We start from the raw sequence: 17,831 nt of genomic DNA, 5'->3' as shown, positions 1-17,831 counted from the left end.
ATGTGTGTCTGACGTGCGGCAATGCATCATCGAAAGCAAAGACTTTTATCAGGCCAAGCCGTGTTCGTCCATCCTTCGGCCGTAATAGTTGAAGACATTGTTGGGTGAGGATCAGGCGAACCTGTGCCCGTCCGCCGGCAGCGGACCAGTCGCTGCCGGCGTCTTTTCCCTCAAGCTGTGAGCGTGCCGATGGCGTCCGGCGTCAACAAGGCATCGGCCGGAAAGCCGTCGGCGATTCCCCTGGCGAGCGGCACCGGCGGAGACAGCGTCTCGCCGATGGGGGTTCCGGAATCGTCCTGCGTCACATGGCGCCACTGGACATGGGCGCCGGCAAGCGCGCCTTCGGGGTTCCAGCGGATGAGAAGCTCATAGGGATGGCTGATGATCTGCATGGCGCAAGGGCTCCCGTGTTGGGTTCAGGATACGATGGTTCCATCGGGGAAGCGCCAACCGGTGCCGTCGGAGACCGCGAGCCTCCGGCCCGATGCGCCGTCGGCGACGTAGACAAGGCGTCCGGTCCCCGCGGCGGCGCTGGGGAGCGTGGCGACGGTGTAGGATCGAAGCCCCAGATGAGAGTTTTCGTCCACCACGATGGTCGCTCCGTTGTGCATCACCGCGCCGGATGCCGAGATGCGCAGCCGTTCGTACGAGACGATCGAACCGGTCGGCGTGGTGTAGAACAGCAGGCGCGTCGGCAGGCTACCCGGAGCCGGGCTTGCCTCGATCTGCCCCAAGATCTGCGCACCGCGATAGAAGCGGGTGCCGTCCGACGCAAGAAACCAGATCGAGCCAAGCATATCACCGTTCAGCACCGGGGCGTGGGCGCCGAAGCTGCCGCCGCGCGACTTGCCGAGCGCCAGGGCCGCCGTTCCGTTGTTATCGAAGAAGTTCAGGCCGCTGAAAGCCACTTGGGTGTGGGCGTTGACCTGGAGCACGGATGAGAAGCCGGGGAGGGTATCGGTTGACGCCGTGGCGCCGACGAGAACTCGCCCCCCGGAATCGACCCGCATCCGTTCCGCGCCGCCCGTCGCGGCGGCCAGCGTGTTCGGGCCGGGGCTGAACAGGCCGGTGTCCGCATCCCCGTCGAGGTGCAGGCCAGGAACGGCGCTGTTGCCCGGCGGAACGGCGACGGACCCGGTGAACACCGGATCGTTGCGGGGCGCCAGCGTCTCGGGGGCGGGGACCGGCGCCGTGTGATACGGGCCGATCATGCCGCGGCTCCGTAGAACACCAGGCTGACGGTGACGGCCGCCGGGGCGACCAATCCGATGACGCCGTTGGGGCGGACCTGCCGGGCAACCGGGTTCAACTCGGGGGCGGACCCATCCAGCACATCGTTGGCCGGCAGCACCGCCGGTCCCCCGATCTTGCACCAGAACGGCCCGGTGGCGTTGAACAGCACCGTCTCCGCCGCGCCTGGCGCCGTGATCTGCTTGGGCACGCCGGGGGCCAGCACGATGGCGAAGGCCGTGTCGGATGGAGCGATGACCATGGATGGATTTCCCATGGCATCGTCCCGGGACAGAAAGGAACGCATGACCGATCTCCCTGAAAGCGCAACCGCCGCACCGCCCCGGTGGGAACCCCGGACGTTTCCAACCGGCACGGCGCGGGCGCCCATCGGACGCTACGGCGCTACAGTGGAGTATTTTTTCCTATGTTTCAAGGAATATTTTCAGAAGCCATCCTGTTCCGGCAATGGACGGAGCAACCGGTAGGTCGGTCCGAGCGGCTCGAAATGCGGGTTGTAGAAGGGATCGTTACGCAACCGGTCTCCCCAGCGGGCGCGGAGATGGCGGGCTTCGCCGGCCAGACGCTCCATTTTCTCCGGCGTGTCGTCGGTGCCGCGTGTCTGGGTTTCGAAATGATAGAGCCGGGCGTGCGGGGTCCACACGACACGCAGCCCCGCCTGCTGAAGCTTCAGGCAATAGTCCACATCGGCGTAAGCCACCGGCAGATGGACCATGTCGAAGCCCCCGACCGCCTCGAACGCGTTGCGGGAGGTCAGCAGGCAGGCGCCGGTGACCGCCGAGACGGTGCGGGGGAGCACGGCTTGGCCGAGATGGCCGGGTTCATCCGCACCGAGACCGGCGAAGGCATGACCCGCGACCTGCCCGGCGGCATCCCCGGCGCCAAGCACCACACCCGCGTGCTGGACTGTTCCGTTGGGGTAGAGCAGCTTCGCCCCGACCGCCCCGACGCCGGGCCGGGCGAGCAGGGACACCATCTCGCTCAGCCAGGACGGGGTGATCGCGACGATGTCGTTGTTGAGGAAGCACAGGGCGCCGCCCCGGCAGACCGACGCCGCGGCGTTGTTGATCGCAGCCCAGTTGAAGGGGCCGTGGAAATCGACGACGCGCACCCGCGGGTCCCGGGCAAGACTGTCGAAGAATGGGCGCGAGCGCGGGTCGGCGCTGTCGTGATCGACCAGGACGATCTCGTAGTCCGGATAATCGGTCTTCGCCAGCAGGCTCGATACGCAGTCGCCCACCAATTCGACGGCATCCCTGGTGGGCACGACGATGGACACTGCCGGGGGAAGAGGCGGCAGGGGATGGCGGACCCGGGCGCAGAACAGCCCGCCGGAGCGGCTGTGGGTCTCATGGTCGGCGGTGGCCGTGGCGCGGGAGCCGGTCCGCTGGAGATGCTCGCCGACCACGCGCCCGATGCCGGCCAGGATGGCGGTGTGGTCGCCGGCGCCCGAAAGCGAGGCGGGATTGATGCGCCAGTGGTAGAGGATGCGGGGAACATGCCGGATGCCGGCGGCGCCGACGCGCTCCAGAAGGCGCAGCACGAGGTCGTGGTCCTGGACGCCCTCGGTCCCCTCCCGCAGACCGCCCACCTCCAGCAGGCGCCGCCGTTCGACCACCAGGAGGTGGCAGACATAGTTGATGGCGGTCAGCAGCTCGGGGTCGAAGTCCGGCTTGAAGGCGGGGGCGACGTGGCGGCCGTCGGGCGCGATGCGGTCCTCGTCGCTGTACAGCACTGGCACGGGGTCACGGTGCAAGGCATCGGCCATGCACAGAAGCGCGTCGGCGGACAGCCGGTCGTCATGGTCCAGGAAGGCCACATAGTCGCCGGAGGCCAGCGACAGAGCCCGGTTGGTGGCGGCGCTCACCCCGCCGCGGGATTCGCAGAACACAGCCCGGATCCGGGGATCCCGCGCGGCTTCGCGGCGGATCAGCAGGCGGACCCCGTCGTCGCGGGATGCATCGTCGGCGATGCACAGCTCCCAATGCCCATAGGCCTGGGCGCGCACGGACTCGATCGCCTCCGCCAGCATCCACAGCGGCGGATCGCAGACGGGCATCACCACGGAGAAGGACGGGCGCGCCGACAGGGCCGCGGCGCGCGCCGAAAGGCTCTGGCGGCGCGCGGCGGTTTCCGCGTAGCAATCGTTGAAGTAGGCGGTGTAGTCGGCGAGAGAGCGGGCGGCGGCATTGCGGCGGCGCGGCACCTCGGCCCGGATCTCCCGAAGAATGCCGGCAAGCTCGTCCAACCGGTCGGCCAACCGGTCGTCCGGGACGGTGTTGCGCTCGTCCAGGGCGATGGGAATGGGGCCGAAGAGAACGGAGCCGTCGCGCCGGTCGCGCAGCTCGAGCGTCCGCCCCGACCGGACGGACAGCAGCACTTCGAATCCGTGGTCGCAGGTGGCGAAGCGCGACAGCAGGTCGCGACGCTGCTGGTTGGCCACCACCCCGGCGATGGTGACGCCGTCCACCGCGATGTCGACGGCCACGGCCTCCTGCTCGTCCTCGGTGTTGACCGCCCAACCGACGATCCGCGGTCCTTCGACGCTGTCGATGTTGGCCTCCACCTTGCGGGCGGCGGGAGCGGACAGGCCATTTTCCAGAAGATGTCCGCTCGCCGCAATCCGCACGGACACCGGCGTCCGCGCCGGGTCGGTGCCGGGGAACAGGGCGGCGAGGTCGATGTCGAAGCCGCAGCGCATCGGCCGACTGAGCAACTGCGACAAGACGCCGCTCTCGCGGTCCGGCACGACGATGGCGGTGGCTGGTGCATCGACCGGTCCGACGGCGATGCGGAGCGGGACTGGAGCGTCAGGCTGTGCCACCGACAGCGCCCAACCGGTCAGGCGGGTTCCGCTCCATTCCTCCACGCGCCCGTAGAACGGTTCCGCCGGCGACCGCCGGCCCAGGTCGCCGATGGTGGCGTCGAGGGGCGGCGGTGTCGTTAGGAAGGTATTGGTTCTGTCCATGGAAGATCCTGTGCAGAGCGCTGTACCACCGCCGAGTCGGCGAAGGCGGAAAAGTTCTACCCGCTGTCCCAGTTGGAGGGCTCTTTGTCTCAGCTATGGTGCAACTTCGTCAAGGAGCGGTGCCGGATCAGATCCGCTCTTGCGGTGCATGAGCGTTTCTTATCGCCCGCTGCAGATATGAGGTGCGAAGTGCCAAAGCAGAGCAGCGCTGGGTTTAGCCTTTGCCTCTGGCTTACTGTTAAGCTTGACATTGCCAAAATTTGATTTATTTTTCTAACGGAAATTTGCCTAATAGTTGCTGGGGCGGATCGTGAAGTATTCATCAAATAACGTTGGAAATATTTATATCTTCTGCATGCCGAAAGGGCGAACGGGTGGGCCGGAAGCGCTTCATCAATTGGGCAGCACTCTGCGGGCTCTCGGAAGAAATGCATACATGGTGTACATTAATTGCGAAATCCCAGAACTTAAGAAGAAGCAATCCGCAAATGGGTTGCGCAGTGTCTATGAGTTCAAGGAATTTAGTGACCCGGTTGTTCCCGACTACATAAAGTATGGCGTTCCATACACTTATGATGTTGTTGATTCTCCGGAAAACATCATTGTTCTACCGGAGGTTTGGCCTTACTGGCTGCAGTTCGGTGAGCATTTGCAGAAGTACTTCTGGTGGCTTAGCTACGACAATGCCCTATCGTTCGTGCATTCGGCTGGTGGCTGGGATAATTTCTATCATTATGATTGCCATCATCTAGTGCAGTCGCAATACGCAAAGGTTTCTCTGAAAAATCACGGAATTGAGGAGGTTTACCCTCTTTTTGACTTCATTGACTCCAAATACTTTGTGCCATCTCCCTCTGCTGAGCGCGTCAATCGTATTCTTTATAATCATAAAGGGGCAGCGCCTGCGCAAAAACTTGCAGAAATGGCGCCGGAGTTTATCTGGCAGCCGTTGATTGGTCTGACCTCCGAAGAAGTCTGGTCCTTCTTTCGGACCTCGAAGATTTACATGGATTTTGGGTATCACCCTGGAAAGGACCGAATGCCGCGTGAGGCGGCGATCTCTGGGTGCTGCGTGATCACCGGATTGCGCGGCGCAGCGCGACATTTCGAAGACATCTCTATTCCGGGGAAGTACAAAGTTGAGGATCCCGAGGGGGATGCCGCCAAGGTAATTGCTCTTGTGCACGATATTATGGAAAATTTTGATGATCACTCTGTTGCTTTCGAATATTACAGACGAAAGATCCTGAGCGAACGTGAAGAGTTTTTTTTGCAGGCGCGGAACCTGTTCTGACGGAAATCAGCGGCTGACATAGGAAGCGCCTTGCCGAGCGGTATGATGCTGCTATGTCTACGCTTTGCTTCTTGTGCGAAGGAATGGTATCCGAGGTGGTTCAAGCTGGAGAGTGCAGGCCGCCGTGTTAACATGAAGGCAGATGCTATAAATGTATGATTACCTGATCGTTGGTTCTGGCCTTTATGGAGCGGTGTGCGCCCGGCTTCTCGCCGACTCCGGTCGGCGAGTTCGGGTGGTGGAGCGACGGAATCATATCGGTGGGAACGTTTATACGGAAGAGCAGGAAGGTATCGTCATCCACAGCTATGGTGCCCATATCTTCCACTGTTCGAATCGGGAGATTTGGGATTTTGTCAACCGCTTTGCATCGTTCCGCCCCTTTGTCAATCGACCGGTTTCTATTTCAGGCGGCAAGTTGTATTCGCTTCCGTTCAACATGTTCACCTTTAACCAACTGTGGGGTGTAACGAGCCCCGACGAGGCCCGGGCGATCATTGAACGGGAGCGTCTTATTCTAGACCGTGAGCCGGAAAACCTGGAAGAGCAAGCGTTGTCGATGGTTGGTAAAACTATCTACGACCTTTTGATCCGTGGCTATACGATGAAGCAGTGGCAAAAAAATCCTAGAGAACTTCCGCCCTGGATCATCAAAAGGCTGCCGCTCCGGTTTACATATGATAACAATTACTTCAACGATACTTATCAAGGAATTCCGGAGGGCGGATATGCCAAGCTGATTCAGGGGCTGCTGTATGGTATCCAGGTTGACACGTCTGTCGATTTTTTGAGTAACCGCACCGAATTGGCGGCTCAGGCGAAGCATGTCATATATACGGGTGCCCTGGATGAGTTTTTCGGCTATGATCTTGGGGTTCTTGAATATCGCGGACTTCGTTTCGAGCATGACTGGTTCGAATCTGAAAATGTCCTGGGTAATGCGGTGATTAACTATGGTGATGAGGATGTGCCTTATACCCGGCGCATTGAACATCGTCATTTCAGCCCTACAAGTTCGCCGCTTTCCATTGTTTCGCGCGAATATCCGGCAGCTTGGCGGCCTGGAGATATACCATTTTATCCTGTGAATAGTCCGGATAATGAGCTTCTTCATCGTAAATATTGCGAGAGGATTGCAAATTTTAATAATTATCATATTGGAGGGCGTCTGGCCGATTATCGCTACTACGATATGCATCAAGTCGTCGGCGCCGCCATGAAATTTGCCCGTTCTTTAGCCGCGGGTTGAGTGCAGTTTACCTTAATCCTGTACTGGGCGCGGGATGGGGTATGAAAAGGAATTTGGGCAATGAGCGATCTTCCCACCCCGCATATGGCAGACGGACGCGACTGGCGCGCGATGTTCTCCGTTGCAGCGGACCAGATTTACCGGGACGGAGGCTTCTACGACGGCGAGGTTCCGTTGCCGTCACTGCTGGATTTCGCAGGTTCTTGCAAAGGGGCAGTCGAGGTTGTGGCGGAACTGTTTCCTCCGTACCCCGTCACGCGCCCCATGCCGGATTTCCTGGCTGGTCCGGATGAGTCTTTCATCCGTTTAGTATATGAAAATTATCAGCATTTTAATGATTTTTTCTCAAAAATAGCGGCCTCGGCATTGGTCCGGATTCGGCATGCTGCGATTTACGACAACGTCGTCTTCGTCGTTTGCGATGGGGCTTTGGTTCCGGTCTACGAAATGCTTCGTACGGTTGATCGTCCAGTCAAAGGGCGGGAGATGGCGGTCCGGGCTGGTCGAAAGAGCGAAAGCAAAAGCATCGACCCGGATGGCAGCGCGTTCCTGTTTATCGGGTCGGTCGGTTCCTCCAACTACGGCCATTGGCTCGTTGATGATTTGCCGACGGTTAAAGCAATGGAGTTCATTGCGAAGGAGATACCGATCACCGTGTTGATGTCGGCCTTGGGTGACCGGATCGATGGGGTGCGTGCCGATGGTGTCGCGTTGGGGCGTTCGCAGCCGGGGATGGTCAAGCCGATGTTCCTGCCGGCAGAAGACTTGGTTTTCGTGGATGACCTGTACTATGTGACACCCGTATCCTATCACCCCATCCTCAAGCACCCGCAGTCGCTTGCCCACTTGCTTGCGATCTGCAACGAGCGTTTCGGGGCGTCATCTTCCGGGCAGGGTCGGCGCAGGCTGTTTGTGAACCGCTCGACAGCGCACCCTCGCCACATCACGAACAACGACGCCATCAGATTCATCCTTGAGGAGTATGGGTTTGAAGAAATTTTCCCGGAAAGCCTAAGCTTCGCTCAGCAAAGACAGGCTTTCCACGAAGCTTCCCATGTTGTTGGCATCATGGGTGCGGCAATGACCAACACAGTCTTCTGTCCTCCGGACGGGCATATCCTCCACCTTGCACCGAATGGGTGGGTCGAACCATTTTATTGGGATCTGGCTGCTATGCGTGGGCAATCGTACAATACGTTTTTTGGCGTGCCGACGGGGGATACCAGTCAAATTCATCAGTGCTCCTTCGAGGTGAGTATCGAACAGCTTCGTGCGTGGTTGGAACGCGTGGCGCCAAAACCGGCATGAGCCGCCGTCTTCCACAGGTATCCGGCCCGGAAGCCTCCCGGCAGAGGGGAGTTCAAAACGCCGGAACCGGAAAGCAAAGAGGTTGACGTGCGCGTGGGATCCGCGCACTCATGCAGGGCCTTCATAAGGGCGCTGCGGTTGCAAATTTCCAAGTTCGCCCATGAGCAGGCGGAGTTTGGGAAAACTGCTTAGTCCCAGAGGAGAGTGGTTTTTCGGTCCGGGCGCCATGGCGCCCGGACCGAATCTGATATGACGCTTTGGAAAAACAGGAGCGAGCGTTGAGCAAGGTTGCTTTGATCACGGGCGTCACGGGACAGGATGGCGCCTATCTCGCGGAGCTTCTGCTCGCGAAGGGCTACACCGTTCACGGTGTCAAGCGGCGCTCGTCTTCGTTCAACACGGAGCGTGTCGAGCACCTGTACCACGACGTGCACGAGGGCGACGTCCGCTTCCGGATGCATTACGGCGACCTGACCGACGCGACCAACCTGATCCGCATCGTCCAGGAGGTCCAGCCGGACGAAATCTACAACCTCGCCGCCCAGAGCCATGTGCAGGTGAGCTTCGAGACGCCGGAATACACGGCGAACTCCGACGGCCTCGGCACGCTGCGCCTGCTGGAGGCGATCCGCATCCTCGGCCTGGAAAAGAAGACGCGCTTCTACCAGGCGTCCACCTCCGAGCTGTACGGCCTCGTGCAGGAGACGCCGCAGAAGGAGACGACGCCCTTCTACCCGCGCAGCCCCTACGCGGCGGCGAAGCTCTACGCCTACTGGATCACGGTGAACTACCGCGAGGCCTATGGGATGCACGCCTCCAACGGCATCCTGTTCAATCATGAGGGCCCGACCCGCGGCGAGACCTTCGTCACCCGCAAGATCACCCGCGCCGTCGCGGCCATCCAGCTCGGCCTCCAGAAGGCGCTCTATCTCGGCAACCTGGACGCCAAGCGCGACTGGGGCCACGCCCGCGACTATGTCGAAGGCATGTGGCGCATCCTGCAGCAGGACCAGGCCGACGATTACGTCCTCGCCACCGGCGAGACCCATTCTATCCGCGAGTTCGTGGAGCTGGCCTTCGGCTGCGTGGGCCGCAAGATCGAATGGCGCGGTACGGGGGTGGACGAGAAGGGCGTGGACGTGGCGACCGGCGACGTGCTGATCGAGGTCGATCCGCGCTATTTCCGCCCGACCGAGGTGGACCTGCTGCTGGGCGATCCGTCCAAGGCTCACGCCAAGCTGGGCTGGAAACACACCACCACCTTCCCGGAACTGGTGCGCGAGATGGTGTCGAGCGACCTCGCTCGCTTCGAGCGCGAGGCGGCGGGGCGCCGGGCCTGATCCCTCCGGAGGAGCCGCCGTGGCGCGGACCGCACTGATCTTCGGGGTTTCCGGGCAGGATGGAAGCTATCTTGCCCGGCATCTGCTCGACCGCGGCTACACCGTCCATGGCACCTCGCGGGACTGCGAGATCGCGTCGTTCCGCAACCTGACGATCCTGGGCATCCGCGACCGGGTGAACGTCCATTCGGCGACCCTGCACGATTTCCGCAGCATCGTGCAGGTGATCCGGGCGGTGAAGCCCAACGAGATCTACAATCTCTCGGCCCAGTCGGCGGTGGGGCTGTCCTTCGAGCAGCCGGTCGAGACGATCGACAGCATCCTGAACGGCACACTGAACATCCTGGAGGCCATCCGCTTCCTGGGGGTGGACGCGCGCTTCTACCACGCCTCGTCCAGCGAGAGCTTCGGCAACACCCTGGACGAGCCGGCCGGCGAGACGACGGCCTTCCGCCCCTGCAGCCCCTATGGCGTCGCCAAATCGGCGGCCCATTGGATGGTCGCCAACTACCGGCAGGCTTACGGGCTCTATGCCTGCTCCGGGATCCTGTTCAACCACGAGTCGCCGCTGCGTCCGGCGCGCTTCGTCACCCGCAAGATCGTCCGCGGCGCCATCGCGGTGGCGCAGGGCCGGGCGAAGACTCTGGAACTGGGGAACCTCGCGGTGGCGCGCGACTGGGGCTGGGCGCCGGAATATGTGGACGCCATGTGGCGGATGCTCCAGCAGGACGAGCCGGACGACTTCGTCATCGCCACCGGCCGGATGCATGCGCTGGAGGATTTCGTCCGGACGGCCTTTGCGCATTTCGGCATGGACTGGCGGGAGCATGTGGTCCAGGGTGCCACGAACCTGCGGCCGATGGACATCCATCGCAGCGTCGGCAACCCGGCCAAGGCCGCGGCCCGTTTGGGCTGGAAGGCCGAAACCCTGATGCCGGATCTCGTCAGCCGGTTGATCGAGGCGGAACTGGCCCTGCCGCCGCCATAGGAGGTGGCCCGGCACAGGGCCGAGAGAAGGGCCAAAAGAGAGGACTGTGAAGGTGGCCGGGACCGGGGTATAGAACCGGCCCGTTCCTGTCTGTGTTGCAGGGCCGCCGACCATGGCTTTTCCCACCCCGCCGGCCTGGCTTTGAGTGGATTGCGAGAGAAATGACCACCGAGAGCTTTCCCGCCGCCGCCACCCGACAGAGGAACGGAGCCATCTACGACTCCGGAGACCGCAGCGAGGCGGTGCGGGCCTGGGAGGATCTCAGGGACGGCGCCCTGCGTTGGCGGCTGTGGAGCCGGCTCGGCTGGCACGACATCCGCAAGCGCTACCGCCGCTCGGTCCTGGGACCCTTCTGGCTGACGCTCAGCATGGCCGTCATGGTGGGCAGCCTGGGGCTGATCTACGGCACGCTGTTCCGGTTGGACCTGGAGGGGTATCTGCCCTTCCTGGCGGTCGGGCTGGCCACCTGGACCCTGATCGCCTCCTTCCTCAACGAAGGTTGCATCAGCTTCATCGAGCTGGAGCCGCTCATCAAGAATGTCCGCATTCCGATGTCGGTGCACATCCTGCGGGCCCTGTGGCGCAATCTGATCATCTACGGCCACAACATCGTGATCTTCGCGGTGGTGGCCCTGATCTTCGGGATCTGGCCGGGCGCGGCGGGCCTCCTGGCGGTGGCCGGGCTGGCGCTGCTCCTGGTGAACGCCGGCTGGATCATGCTGCTGCTCGGCATGATCTGCACCCGTTTCCGCGACGTGCCACCGATCATCGGCAGCGTGATCCAGCTCCTGTTCTTCGTGACGCCGGTCATGTGGAAGCCGGAACTGCTGGGCGACCGCCGCTATCTGATGATTCTGAACCCCTTCTATCATCTGCTGGAGGTCATCCGGGCACCGCTGCTGGGCCATGTGCCGGGCTGGGAAAGCTGGGTGGCCGGCCTGCTGTTCGCCGCCGCCGGCTGGGCCTTCACCTTCGCCTGCTTCGCCCGCTTCCGCAAACGCATCGCCTACTGGCTCTGACCCATTGGATCTGGAATGGCTTCGATCCGCCTGAACGACGTTTCGGTCGATTTCGTGCTCTATCAGGGAAGCGCGCGCTCCCTGAAGAAGACGCTGCTCCGCACCTCCACCAGCGGCGCGCTGAAGCACGACGCGCACCACCGCATCACGGTGAAGGCGCTGAGCAACCTGAACCTGACGCTGGAGCACGGCGACCGGGTCGGGCTGGTCGGCGGCAACGGGGCCGGCAAGACGACCCTGCTGCGCGTTCTGGCCGGCGTGTACGAACCGACCGCCGGGCGCATCCGCGTCGAGGGCAGCGTCACGCCACTGTTCGACCTCGGGCTGGGGCTGGACATGGACGCGTCGGGCTACGACAACATCCGGATGCGCGCCGCCTATTTCGGCATCGACGGTGATGAGATCGAGTCCAAGATGGACGACATCGCCGCCTTCACCGAACTCGGCGACTATCTCGACCTTCCGGTGCGCACCTACTCGGCGGGCATGACGCTGCGGCTGGCCTTCGCCGCGGCGACCGCGGTCGATCCGGAAATCCTGCTGATGGACGAATGGATCGCCGTCAGCGACACCCAGTTCCTGGAAAAGGCGCAGCGCCGGGCCGAAGGCTTCGTGAACCGGTCCAGCATCATGGTCGTGGCCTCCCATGTGGACGAGGTTCTGAAGCGGCTGTGCAACAAGGCCCTCTGGCTGGAACGCGGCGCGGTCGTGCGCATCGGTCCCGTTGACGAGGTGCTGGCCGCGTATCACAAACACAATGCGGGCGGCGAACCGGCGCCGCGAGACGGAGAAGAGTGATCGGATGACGACGGGAACGGCAGCCTTTTCCCTGGACGGCAAGCGGGTGTGGGTCGCGGGGCATCGCGGCATGGCGGGGTCGGCGGTGGTCCGCCGGCTGGAGCGGGAGCCTTGCGAGATCCTGACCGTGGGCCGTGAGACGGTCGATCTGCGCCGTCAGGCCGAGGTGGAGGCGTGGATGGCCGAGGCGCGGCCGGACGTCGTCTTCCTCACCGCCGCCCTGGTCGGCGGCATTCACGCCAACAACACGCGCCCGGCCGAATTCCTCTACGAGAATCTGGCGATCGAGACCAACATCATCCACGCCGCCAAGCAGGTCGGCGTGCGCAAGCTGGTCTTCCTGGGGTCCTCCTGCATCTACCCGCGGATGGCGCCGCAGCCCATCCCGGAGGAATCGCTGTTGACCGGGCCGCTGGAGCCGACCAACGAATGGTACGCGATCGCCAAGATCGCCGGCATCAAGATGTGCCAGGCCTACCGCCGGCAATACGGTTGCGACTTCATCTCGGCCATGCCGACCAACCTCTACGGCTTCGGCGACAACTTCGACATCGAGCAGGGGCACGTCGCCGCCGCGCTGATGGTCAAGATCCATCGGGCCAAGACCGAAGGGGCGGCCAGCGTCGACCTCTGGGGCGACGGCAGCCCGCTGCGCGAATTCCTGTTCGTCGAGGATCTGGCCGACGGGCTGGTCTTCCTGGCGAAGCATTATTCGGGTGAGCCGCATGTCAACCTCGGCTCCGGCCACGAGATTTCCATTCGCGGCCTCGCCGAACTGCTGGCCGGCGTGATCGGCTATGAGGGCGGCTTCCGTTTCGACCCGTCCAAGCCGAACGGCACCCCGCGCAAGATCATGGACAATCACCGGCTGGCCGATATGGGCTGGGCCGCCCCGACCCCGCTGCGCGAGGGGTTCGAGCGCACCTACCGCTGGTATCTGGAGAAGCTGGACACCGGCACCCTGCGCGGCCTGCCCGCAGGCCGCTGAGGCGGGCGCCGGCGTCAGCCTTCCCGGATGCGGCGCAGCAGCCGCCGCATCCGGTCGCGCCCTCGGCGTGCAAGGCCGCGGGCCAGACGGCGCCAGGGAATGTGGGGAAAGCCGCCGGCCTCGGCCAGCCGGCGCTTCAGTTCGGCGTTCTCCAGCCGGACGGCCAGGAAACTTTCCTGATACAGCTCGATCCGCCGGCGCAGCCACGCCTCCGACTGGTAGAAGGGCAGGGCGTTCTGGATGGCGTAGACCTCCGGCTGGCCCTTGGCGAGGTTGCTGGAGGTGCCGCCCAGCCCGAAGGACGCCACCGTCACCGGCATGTGCATCAGCGTGACCGACGGGTCGGCGATGGCCTTCAGGAACCAGTCGTAATCGGCGTGAACCCGCCATCGTGTGTCGAAGGGGCCGGTGCGGTCGAACACCGACCGCCGCGCGAAGGTCCCCTGATGCGGCAAACAACCGCAGATCATGGCCTCCGCGGCCTTGTCGGCTCCCTGCGGGGTGTGTATGACCGATCCGCCCTCGGGCAGGCGGACCTCGATATCCCCGTAGAAGAGGTCAACCTCCGGGTGTCGTTCGATGAAGCGCACCGCCTTCTCGACCGAGCGGGCGTCGTAGAACCAATCCTCCGCGTTCAGGAAATGGATCACGTCGCCGGTCGCCCGCGCGAGCCCCTTGTTCATCGCATCGTAGATGCCGCCATCGGGTTCCGACAGGAGAACCGCCGGTCGGTGCCGGTGACCTTTTAGGATCTCCAGCGTTCCATCGGTCGAAGCCCCATCAATGATGATATGCTCAATGTTCTGGTAAGATTGCTGTGCAACGCTCTCCAATGTGCGGCATATGCCGTCACGGGCATTCCGGCAAATCGTAATAACCGAGACCTTCATCCACCTGCTCCTGTCGGGCTCGCTCAAATTGAGCGCTCCGAGTGCAACGCTTGTATCGGATGAAGGTGGTACAGTACAGTCGCGCGGCCGGTGAGGCCACCGGAAGAGCGACTGGGGCATAGAGGCCAGATGCAGAGCAAGACCGCCGCCGATCCACAGCACACCTCTTCGGAGGCCATGCGAACCACCAGTCTCAATGCGCTCGCCGTCGTGGCCCGGCACCACGGGTTGCACTTGTCGGTCGAACAGATGCGGCGCGATTACGGCATCGAAAGCGGGGAACCGGAGCCATCCACGGCGACCCTGCTGAAGATCGCCGAGAACAGCGGGCTGACCGTTCGTTCGGCCAGGCTCGGCTGGAAGCATCTGTCGCGCCTCGGCAAGGCGCTGCCGCTGATGCTCCGGCTGCGCGACGGCAGCACCATGGTGATGGTCGCCTTCCGCGAGGATGGCGGCGCGCCGGCCGCGATGCTGCAGGACCCGCTCAGCCCCGACCAGGCCTGCGTCGCCGTGGATGAGCTGCGGTTGGGGGCAGTCTGGGACGGCGAGGCGATCTTCGTCAAGCGCCGCTACGGCGTGAGCGACGAGGAGCGGCCGTTCGGGTTCACCTGGCTGTTCGGGCAGATTCTGCGGGAAAAGAAGATTTTCCGCGATGTCGGCATTTCGGCCCTGGTCCTCAGCCTGTTCGCGCTGGTGCCGCCGCTGCTCTTCATGGTGATCCTGGACCGCGTGCTGGTGCACCAGAGGCTGTCCACGCTGTATGTGCTGTTGACGGCCATCGGCTTCCTGCTGCTGTTCGACACCCTTTTCGGCTATCTGCGCCGGTATCTGGTGGCGATCGGCACGGCCAGGGTGGACGCCCGCATCAGCACCTACATCTTCGACCGGATGATCAATCTGCCGATCGATTTCTTCGAGCGGACCCCGACCGGCGTCATCAACTACAAGCTCAACGAGATCTGGCGCGTCCGCAACTTCCTGACCGGGCAGCTGTTCGGGACGCTTCTGGACTCCATGACGCTGGTCGTGCTGATCCCGGCGATGTTCGTCCTCAGCGCCCCCCTGGCCTTCTACGTTCTGGCCATCGCCTGCATCATGGGGCTGGTGGTCGTCGTCTACATCGGCCCGCTCGCCCGCGCCTACGGCAAGGTCGTCGTGGCGGAGCAGCGCAAGGGCTCCTTCATGATCGAGGTGCTGCACGGCATGCGCACGGTCAAGTCGCTGGCCCTGGAAGGGCGCAAGCGCCTGGATTGGGACGTGCGGGTGGCCGAGGCGGTGCGCGCCAACACCAACATGCAGCATCTCTCCAACCAGCCGCAGACCATTCTGCAGCCGCTGGAGAAGGCGATCTACGCCGGTTCGCTGGGCCTCGGCGCGTATCTTGCGATCGGTGAGGGCGCCGTCGTCTACGGCGGTTCGCTGGTGGCCTTCAGCATGATCGCCAGCCGCGCCACCCAGCCCTTCGTGCAGATCGCCAGCCTGATGCAGCAGTTCCAGGAGGTGCGTGGCGCCGTCGCCCAGGTGGCGTCGGTGGTCAACCAGGAGCCCGAGGAGGCGGCGGGCCGCCAGGGCGTGCGGCCGGAGATCAAAGGCGAGATCACCTTCGCCGATGTCCGCTTCCGTTACCCCGGCGCGCAGAACCCGGCGCTCGACAGCGTCGGCTTCTCCATCAAGGCCGGCCAGGTCATCGGCGTCATGGGGCGCTCCGGGTCCGGCAAGACGACGGTCACGCGTCTGCTCCAGGGCCTGCACCAGAATTACGAAGGCCTGATCAAGATCGATGGCGTGGACCTGCGCGAGATCGACCTCAGCCATCTGCGCTCCAACCTGGGTGTCGTGCTGCAGGACAACTTCCTGTTCAACGGCACGATCCGCGAAAACATCATGGCCGCCAACCGCAGCGCCAGCCTGGAAGAGGTGATGCGGGCCGCCCGGCTCGCCGGTGCGGAGGAGTTCATCGAGCGCCTGCCGCGCGGCTATGAGACGATGATCGAGGAGGGATCGGCCAACCTGTCGGGCGGGCAGCGTCAGCGCATCGCCATCGCCCGTGCGCTTCTCGTCGACCCAACCGTCCTCATCATGGACGAGGCGACCAGCGCGCTCGATCCCGACAGCGAGGCGATCATCAACAACAACCTGACGCGCATCGCCCAGGGACGGACGATGATCGTCATCTCCCACCGCCTCGCCTCTCTGGTCAACTGCGACCAGATCATGGTGCTGGAGCGCGGCAAGCTCTACGACATGGGCAAGCACGACGAGCTGCTCCAGCGCTGCGACGTTTACCGGCACCTCTGGTTCCAACAGAACCGCCACCTTTCTCCGGGAAGCACTCATGACCGCGCTCCTCTTACGCCGGCCGCAACAGCCTGATCTGGCCGCCGAGCAGGCCATCAACGATTTCCAGGGGGAAACTGCGGAAATCACCGGCGCTCCGGAGCCGTTCAAGGCCCGGATCGTCGTGTGGGTGCTCGTTGGCATGGTGATCCTGTTCATCGTGCTGGCCTCGGTCATGAAACTCGACCGCGTCGTCAGCGCGACAGGGCGCATCGTCTCCCAGGCGCCGACCATCGTCGTGCAGCCGCTGGAGATTTCGATCATCCGCAGCCTGAACGCCCGCGCCGGACAGACCGTGCGGCGCGGCGACGTGCTGGCCACGCTCGATCCGACCTTCTCGGCCGCGGATGTCGCCCAGCTCGAACGCCAGGTGTCCAAGTTCACGGCGGAGATCGCCCGGCTGGGCGCCGAGGCCGAAGGCGTGCCCTTCAAGGTCGCCGGCAAGGATCAGGACATGATCCTGCAGGAATCGATCTGGCAGTATCGTCAGGCTGAATATGCCGCCAAGCTCGCCAATTTCGACCAGCGCATGGCGACCCTGCAGTCCACGATCAAGAGCAGCCGGGCCGATGCCGACCATTATCGCTCCCGCCTGAAGATCGTCGGGGAGATCGAGGAGATGCGCCGGACGCTGGAAAAGAACCAGACCGGCAGCCGCCTCAACTCCCTGGTCGCCAGCGACACCCGCGTGGAGACCGAGCGGAATCTTGGCCTCAGCGAGAACGCCATCCGCACCACCATGCACGACCTGGAGGCCCTGCGCGCCGAGCGGGAGGTCTATATCCAGCAGTGGCGCAGCACGGTGCTGACCGACCTGTCCGCCCGTCAGGTCGATCTGGAGCGTGTCCGCGAGGAGCTGTCCAAGGCCCAGAAGAGGCGTGATCTGGTCGAGCTTCGGGCGATCGAGGACGCCGTGGTGCTGGAGGTCGGGAAGTACTCCGTCGGTTCCGTGGTGGAATCGGCTCAGCCGATCTACACTCTGATGCCACTGAACGCGAAGCTTGAAGTGGAGGCGGAAATCGCCGGCATCGACCAGGGCTTCGTCAAGCCGGGCGATTCGGTGCAGGTCAAGCTGGAAGCCTACCGTTTCATCGAGCACGGGATGGCCAAGGGCGTGGTCCGGACGATCAGCGAGGACTCCTTCACCCGTCGTGAGGACCAGTCCCAGGCCCAGCGCCCGTTCTTCCGCGCGAAGATCGAGCTGACCGATGTGAACCTGCGCGACGTGCCCTCCGATTTCCGGCTGGTGCCCGGCATGCCCCTGGTGGCGGACATCGTGGTCGGCACCCGGACCATCATCGCTTATCTCGTCGAAGGGGCACTGAAGAGCCGCGCGGAAGGCATGCGCGAGCCATAAGGCGCCGGGCTTTGCCTCCAGCGTGAGAATTAGGGAAAGGGTGT

At 63.3% G+C, this 17,831-nt stretch carries 15 protein-coding genes; 10 read left to right on the top strand and 5 right to left on the bottom strand.

Going from position 1 to position 17,831, the window contains the following annotated elements:
* Nucleotides 1-170 precede the first annotated feature (170 nt).
* From TSH58p_RS18605 to TSH58p_RS18590, 4 genes are all read right to left on the bottom strand, one after another.
* Nucleotides 171-392, bottom strand: a complete 222-nt coding sequence (locus tag TSH58p_RS18605; protein WP_109067596.1) for a hypothetical protein — start codon at nt 390-392, stop codon at nt 171-173.
* A 24-nt stretch (nt 393-416) separates the two neighbouring features.
* Nucleotides 417-1,211 (bottom strand): hypothetical protein, encoded by a 795-nt coding sequence (locus TSH58p_RS18600; protein WP_109067595.1) that lies wholly within the window; start codon nt 1,209-1,211, stop codon nt 417-419.
* Nucleotides 1,208-1,492, bottom strand: coding sequence for an NAD/NADP transhydrogenase alpha subunit-like protein (locus TSH58p_RS18595; protein WP_247873783.1), 285 nt, complete (start codon nt 1,490-1,492; stop codon nt 1,208-1,210). The genes TSH58p_RS18600 and TSH58p_RS18595 overlap by 4 nt, the downstream gene beginning before the upstream one ends.
* Before the next feature lie 183 nt (nt 1,493-1,675).
* Nucleotides 1,676-4,219 (bottom strand): glycosyltransferase, encoded by a 2,544-nt coding sequence (locus TSH58p_RS18590; RefSeq protein ID WP_109067594.1) that lies wholly within the window; start codon nt 4,217-4,219, stop codon nt 1,676-1,678.
* Nucleotides 4,220-4,529: 310 nt separating this feature from the next.
* Here TSH58p_RS18590 and TSH58p_RS33215 point away from each other — a divergent pair, with 310 nt between their 5' ends.
* The 8 genes from TSH58p_RS33215 to TSH58p_RS18550 all read left to right on the top strand — a co-directional run bounded on the left by TSH58p_RS33215 (nt 4,530) and on the right by TSH58p_RS18550 (nt 13,203).
* Nucleotides 4,530-5,513 (top strand): hypothetical protein, encoded by a 984-nt coding sequence (locus TSH58p_RS33215; protein WP_146205792.1) that lies wholly within the window; start codon nt 4,530-4,532, stop codon nt 5,511-5,513.
* Nucleotides 5,514-5,664: 151 nt separating this feature from the next.
* Complete coding sequence (gene glf / locus TSH58p_RS18580) at nt 5,665-6,762, top strand: UDP-galactopyranose mutase (protein ID WP_109067592.1); 1,098 nt, start codon at nt 5,665-5,667, stop codon at nt 6,760-6,762.
* Nucleotides 6,763-6,822: 60 nt separating this feature from the next.
* A complete protein-coding gene (locus tag TSH58p_RS18575) occupies nt 6,823-8,070 on the top strand; it encodes a DUF563 domain-containing protein (protein WP_109067591.1) in 1,248 nt (415 codons plus the stop codon).
* Nucleotides 8,071-8,348: 278 nt separating this feature from the next.
* Nucleotides 8,349-9,410 carry a GDP-mannose 4,6-dehydratase gene (gmd, locus tag TSH58p_RS18570; protein WP_109067590.1) on the top strand — a complete coding sequence of 354 codons (1,062 nt, stop codon included), beginning with the start codon at nt 8,349-8,351 and terminating at the stop codon, nt 9,408-9,410.
* A gap of 19 nt (nt 9,411-9,429) precedes the next feature.
* Complete coding sequence (locus TSH58p_RS18565; protein WP_109067589.1) at nt 9,430-10,398, top strand: GDP-mannose 4,6-dehydratase; 969 nt, start codon at nt 9,430-9,432, stop codon at nt 10,396-10,398.
* Nucleotides 10,399-10,559: 161 nt separating this feature from the next.
* Complete coding sequence (locus tag TSH58p_RS18560) at nt 10,560-11,417, top strand: ABC transporter permease (RefSeq protein WP_109067588.1); 858 nt, start codon at nt 10,560-10,562, stop codon at nt 11,415-11,417.
* 15 nt (nt 11,418-11,432) lie between these two features.
* On the top strand, nt 11,433-12,215 hold the full coding sequence (locus TSH58p_RS18555; RefSeq protein ID WP_109067587.1) for an ABC transporter ATP-binding protein: 783 nt from the start codon (nt 11,433-11,435) through the stop codon (nt 12,213-12,215).
* Between the two features lie 4 nt (nt 12,216-12,219).
* Nucleotides 12,220-13,203: a GDP-L-fucose synthase gene (locus tag TSH58p_RS18550; RefSeq protein ID WP_109067586.1), complete on the top strand. Its 984-nt coding sequence runs from the start codon at nt 12,220-12,222 to the stop codon at nt 13,201-13,203.
* A 14-nt stretch (nt 13,204-13,217) separates the two neighbouring features.
* Here the strand turns inward: TSH58p_RS18550 and TSH58p_RS18545 are convergent, their stop codons facing one another.
* Nucleotides 13,218-14,093 carry a glycosyltransferase family 2 protein gene (locus TSH58p_RS18545; protein ID WP_247873788.1) on the bottom strand — a complete coding sequence of 292 codons (876 nt, stop codon included), beginning with the start codon at nt 14,091-14,093 and terminating at the stop codon, nt 13,218-13,220.
* A gap of 177 nt (nt 14,094-14,270) precedes the next feature.
* On the opposite strand from TSH58p_RS18545, the gene TSH58p_RS18540 reads away from it, so the two are divergent.
* Complete coding sequence (locus TSH58p_RS18540) at nt 14,271-16,466, top strand: peptidase domain-containing ABC transporter (RefSeq protein WP_247873782.1); 2,196 nt, start codon at nt 14,271-14,273, stop codon at nt 16,464-16,466.
* Complete coding sequence (locus TSH58p_RS18535; RefSeq protein ID WP_109067583.1) at nt 16,429-17,787, top strand: HlyD family type I secretion periplasmic adaptor subunit; 1,359 nt, start codon at nt 16,429-16,431, stop codon at nt 17,785-17,787. Before TSH58p_RS18540 ends, TSH58p_RS18535 begins: the two co-directional genes overlap by 38 nt.
* The last annotated feature ends 44 nt before the right edge of the window (nt 17,788-17,831 follow it).

Origin of the sequence: Azospirillum sp. TSH58 (assembly GCF_003119115.1) — a bacterium.
GTDB lineage: Bacteria > Pseudomonadota > Alphaproteobacteria > Azospirillales > Azospirillaceae > Azospirillum.
The sequence above is the reverse complement of the archived record's forward strand: the minus strand, read 5'-3'. Positions and strand labels throughout refer to the sequence as shown.

What these genes read in the sequence shown, in the direction of transcription:
- TSH58p_RS18555 (WP_109067587.1), top strand. Translation starts at nt 11,433, where the DNA reads ATGGCTTCGATCCGCCTGAACGACGTTTCGGTCGATTTCGTGCTCTAT.
- TSH58p_RS18550 (WP_109067586.1), top strand. Translation starts at nt 12,220, where the DNA reads ATGACGACGGGAACGGCAGCCTTTTCCCTGGACGGCAAGCGGGTGTGG.
- TSH58p_RS18560 (WP_109067588.1), top strand. Translation starts at nt 10,560, where the DNA reads ATGACCACCGAGAGCTTTCCCGCCGCCGCCACCCGACAGAGGAACGGA.
- TSH58p_RS18540 (WP_247873782.1), top strand. Translation starts at nt 14,271, where the DNA reads ATGCGAACCACCAGTCTCAATGCGCTCGCCGTCGTGGCCCGGCACCAC.
- TSH58p_RS18600 (WP_109067595.1), bottom strand. Translation starts at nt 1,211, where the DNA reads ATGATCGGCCCGTATCACACGGCGCCGGTCCCCGCCCCCGAGACGCTG.
- glf (WP_109067592.1), top strand. Translation starts at nt 5,665, where the DNA reads ATGTATGATTACCTGATCGTTGGTTCTGGCCTTTATGGAGCGGTGTGC.
- TSH58p_RS18545 (WP_247873788.1), bottom strand. Translation starts at nt 14,093, where the DNA reads ATGAAGGTCTCGGTTATTACGATTTGCCGGAATGCCCGTGACGGCATA.
- TSH58p_RS18590 (WP_109067594.1), bottom strand. Translation starts at nt 4,219, where the DNA reads ATGGACAGAACCAATACCTTCCTAACGACACCGCCGCCCCTCGACGCC.
- TSH58p_RS18535 (WP_109067583.1), top strand. Translation starts at nt 16,429, where the DNA reads ATGACCGCGCTCCTCTTACGCCGGCCGCAACAGCCTGATCTGGCCGCC.
- TSH58p_RS18595 (WP_247873783.1), bottom strand. Translation starts at nt 1,492, where the DNA reads ATGGTCATCGCTCCATCCGACACGGCCTTCGCCATCGTGCTGGCCCCC.
- TSH58p_RS18605 (WP_109067596.1), bottom strand. Translation starts at nt 392, where the DNA reads ATGCAGATCATCAGCCATCCCTATGAGCTTCTCATCCGCTGGAACCCC.
- TSH58p_RS18575 (WP_109067591.1), top strand. Translation starts at nt 6,823, where the DNA reads ATGAGCGATCTTCCCACCCCGCATATGGCAGACGGACGCGACTGGCGC.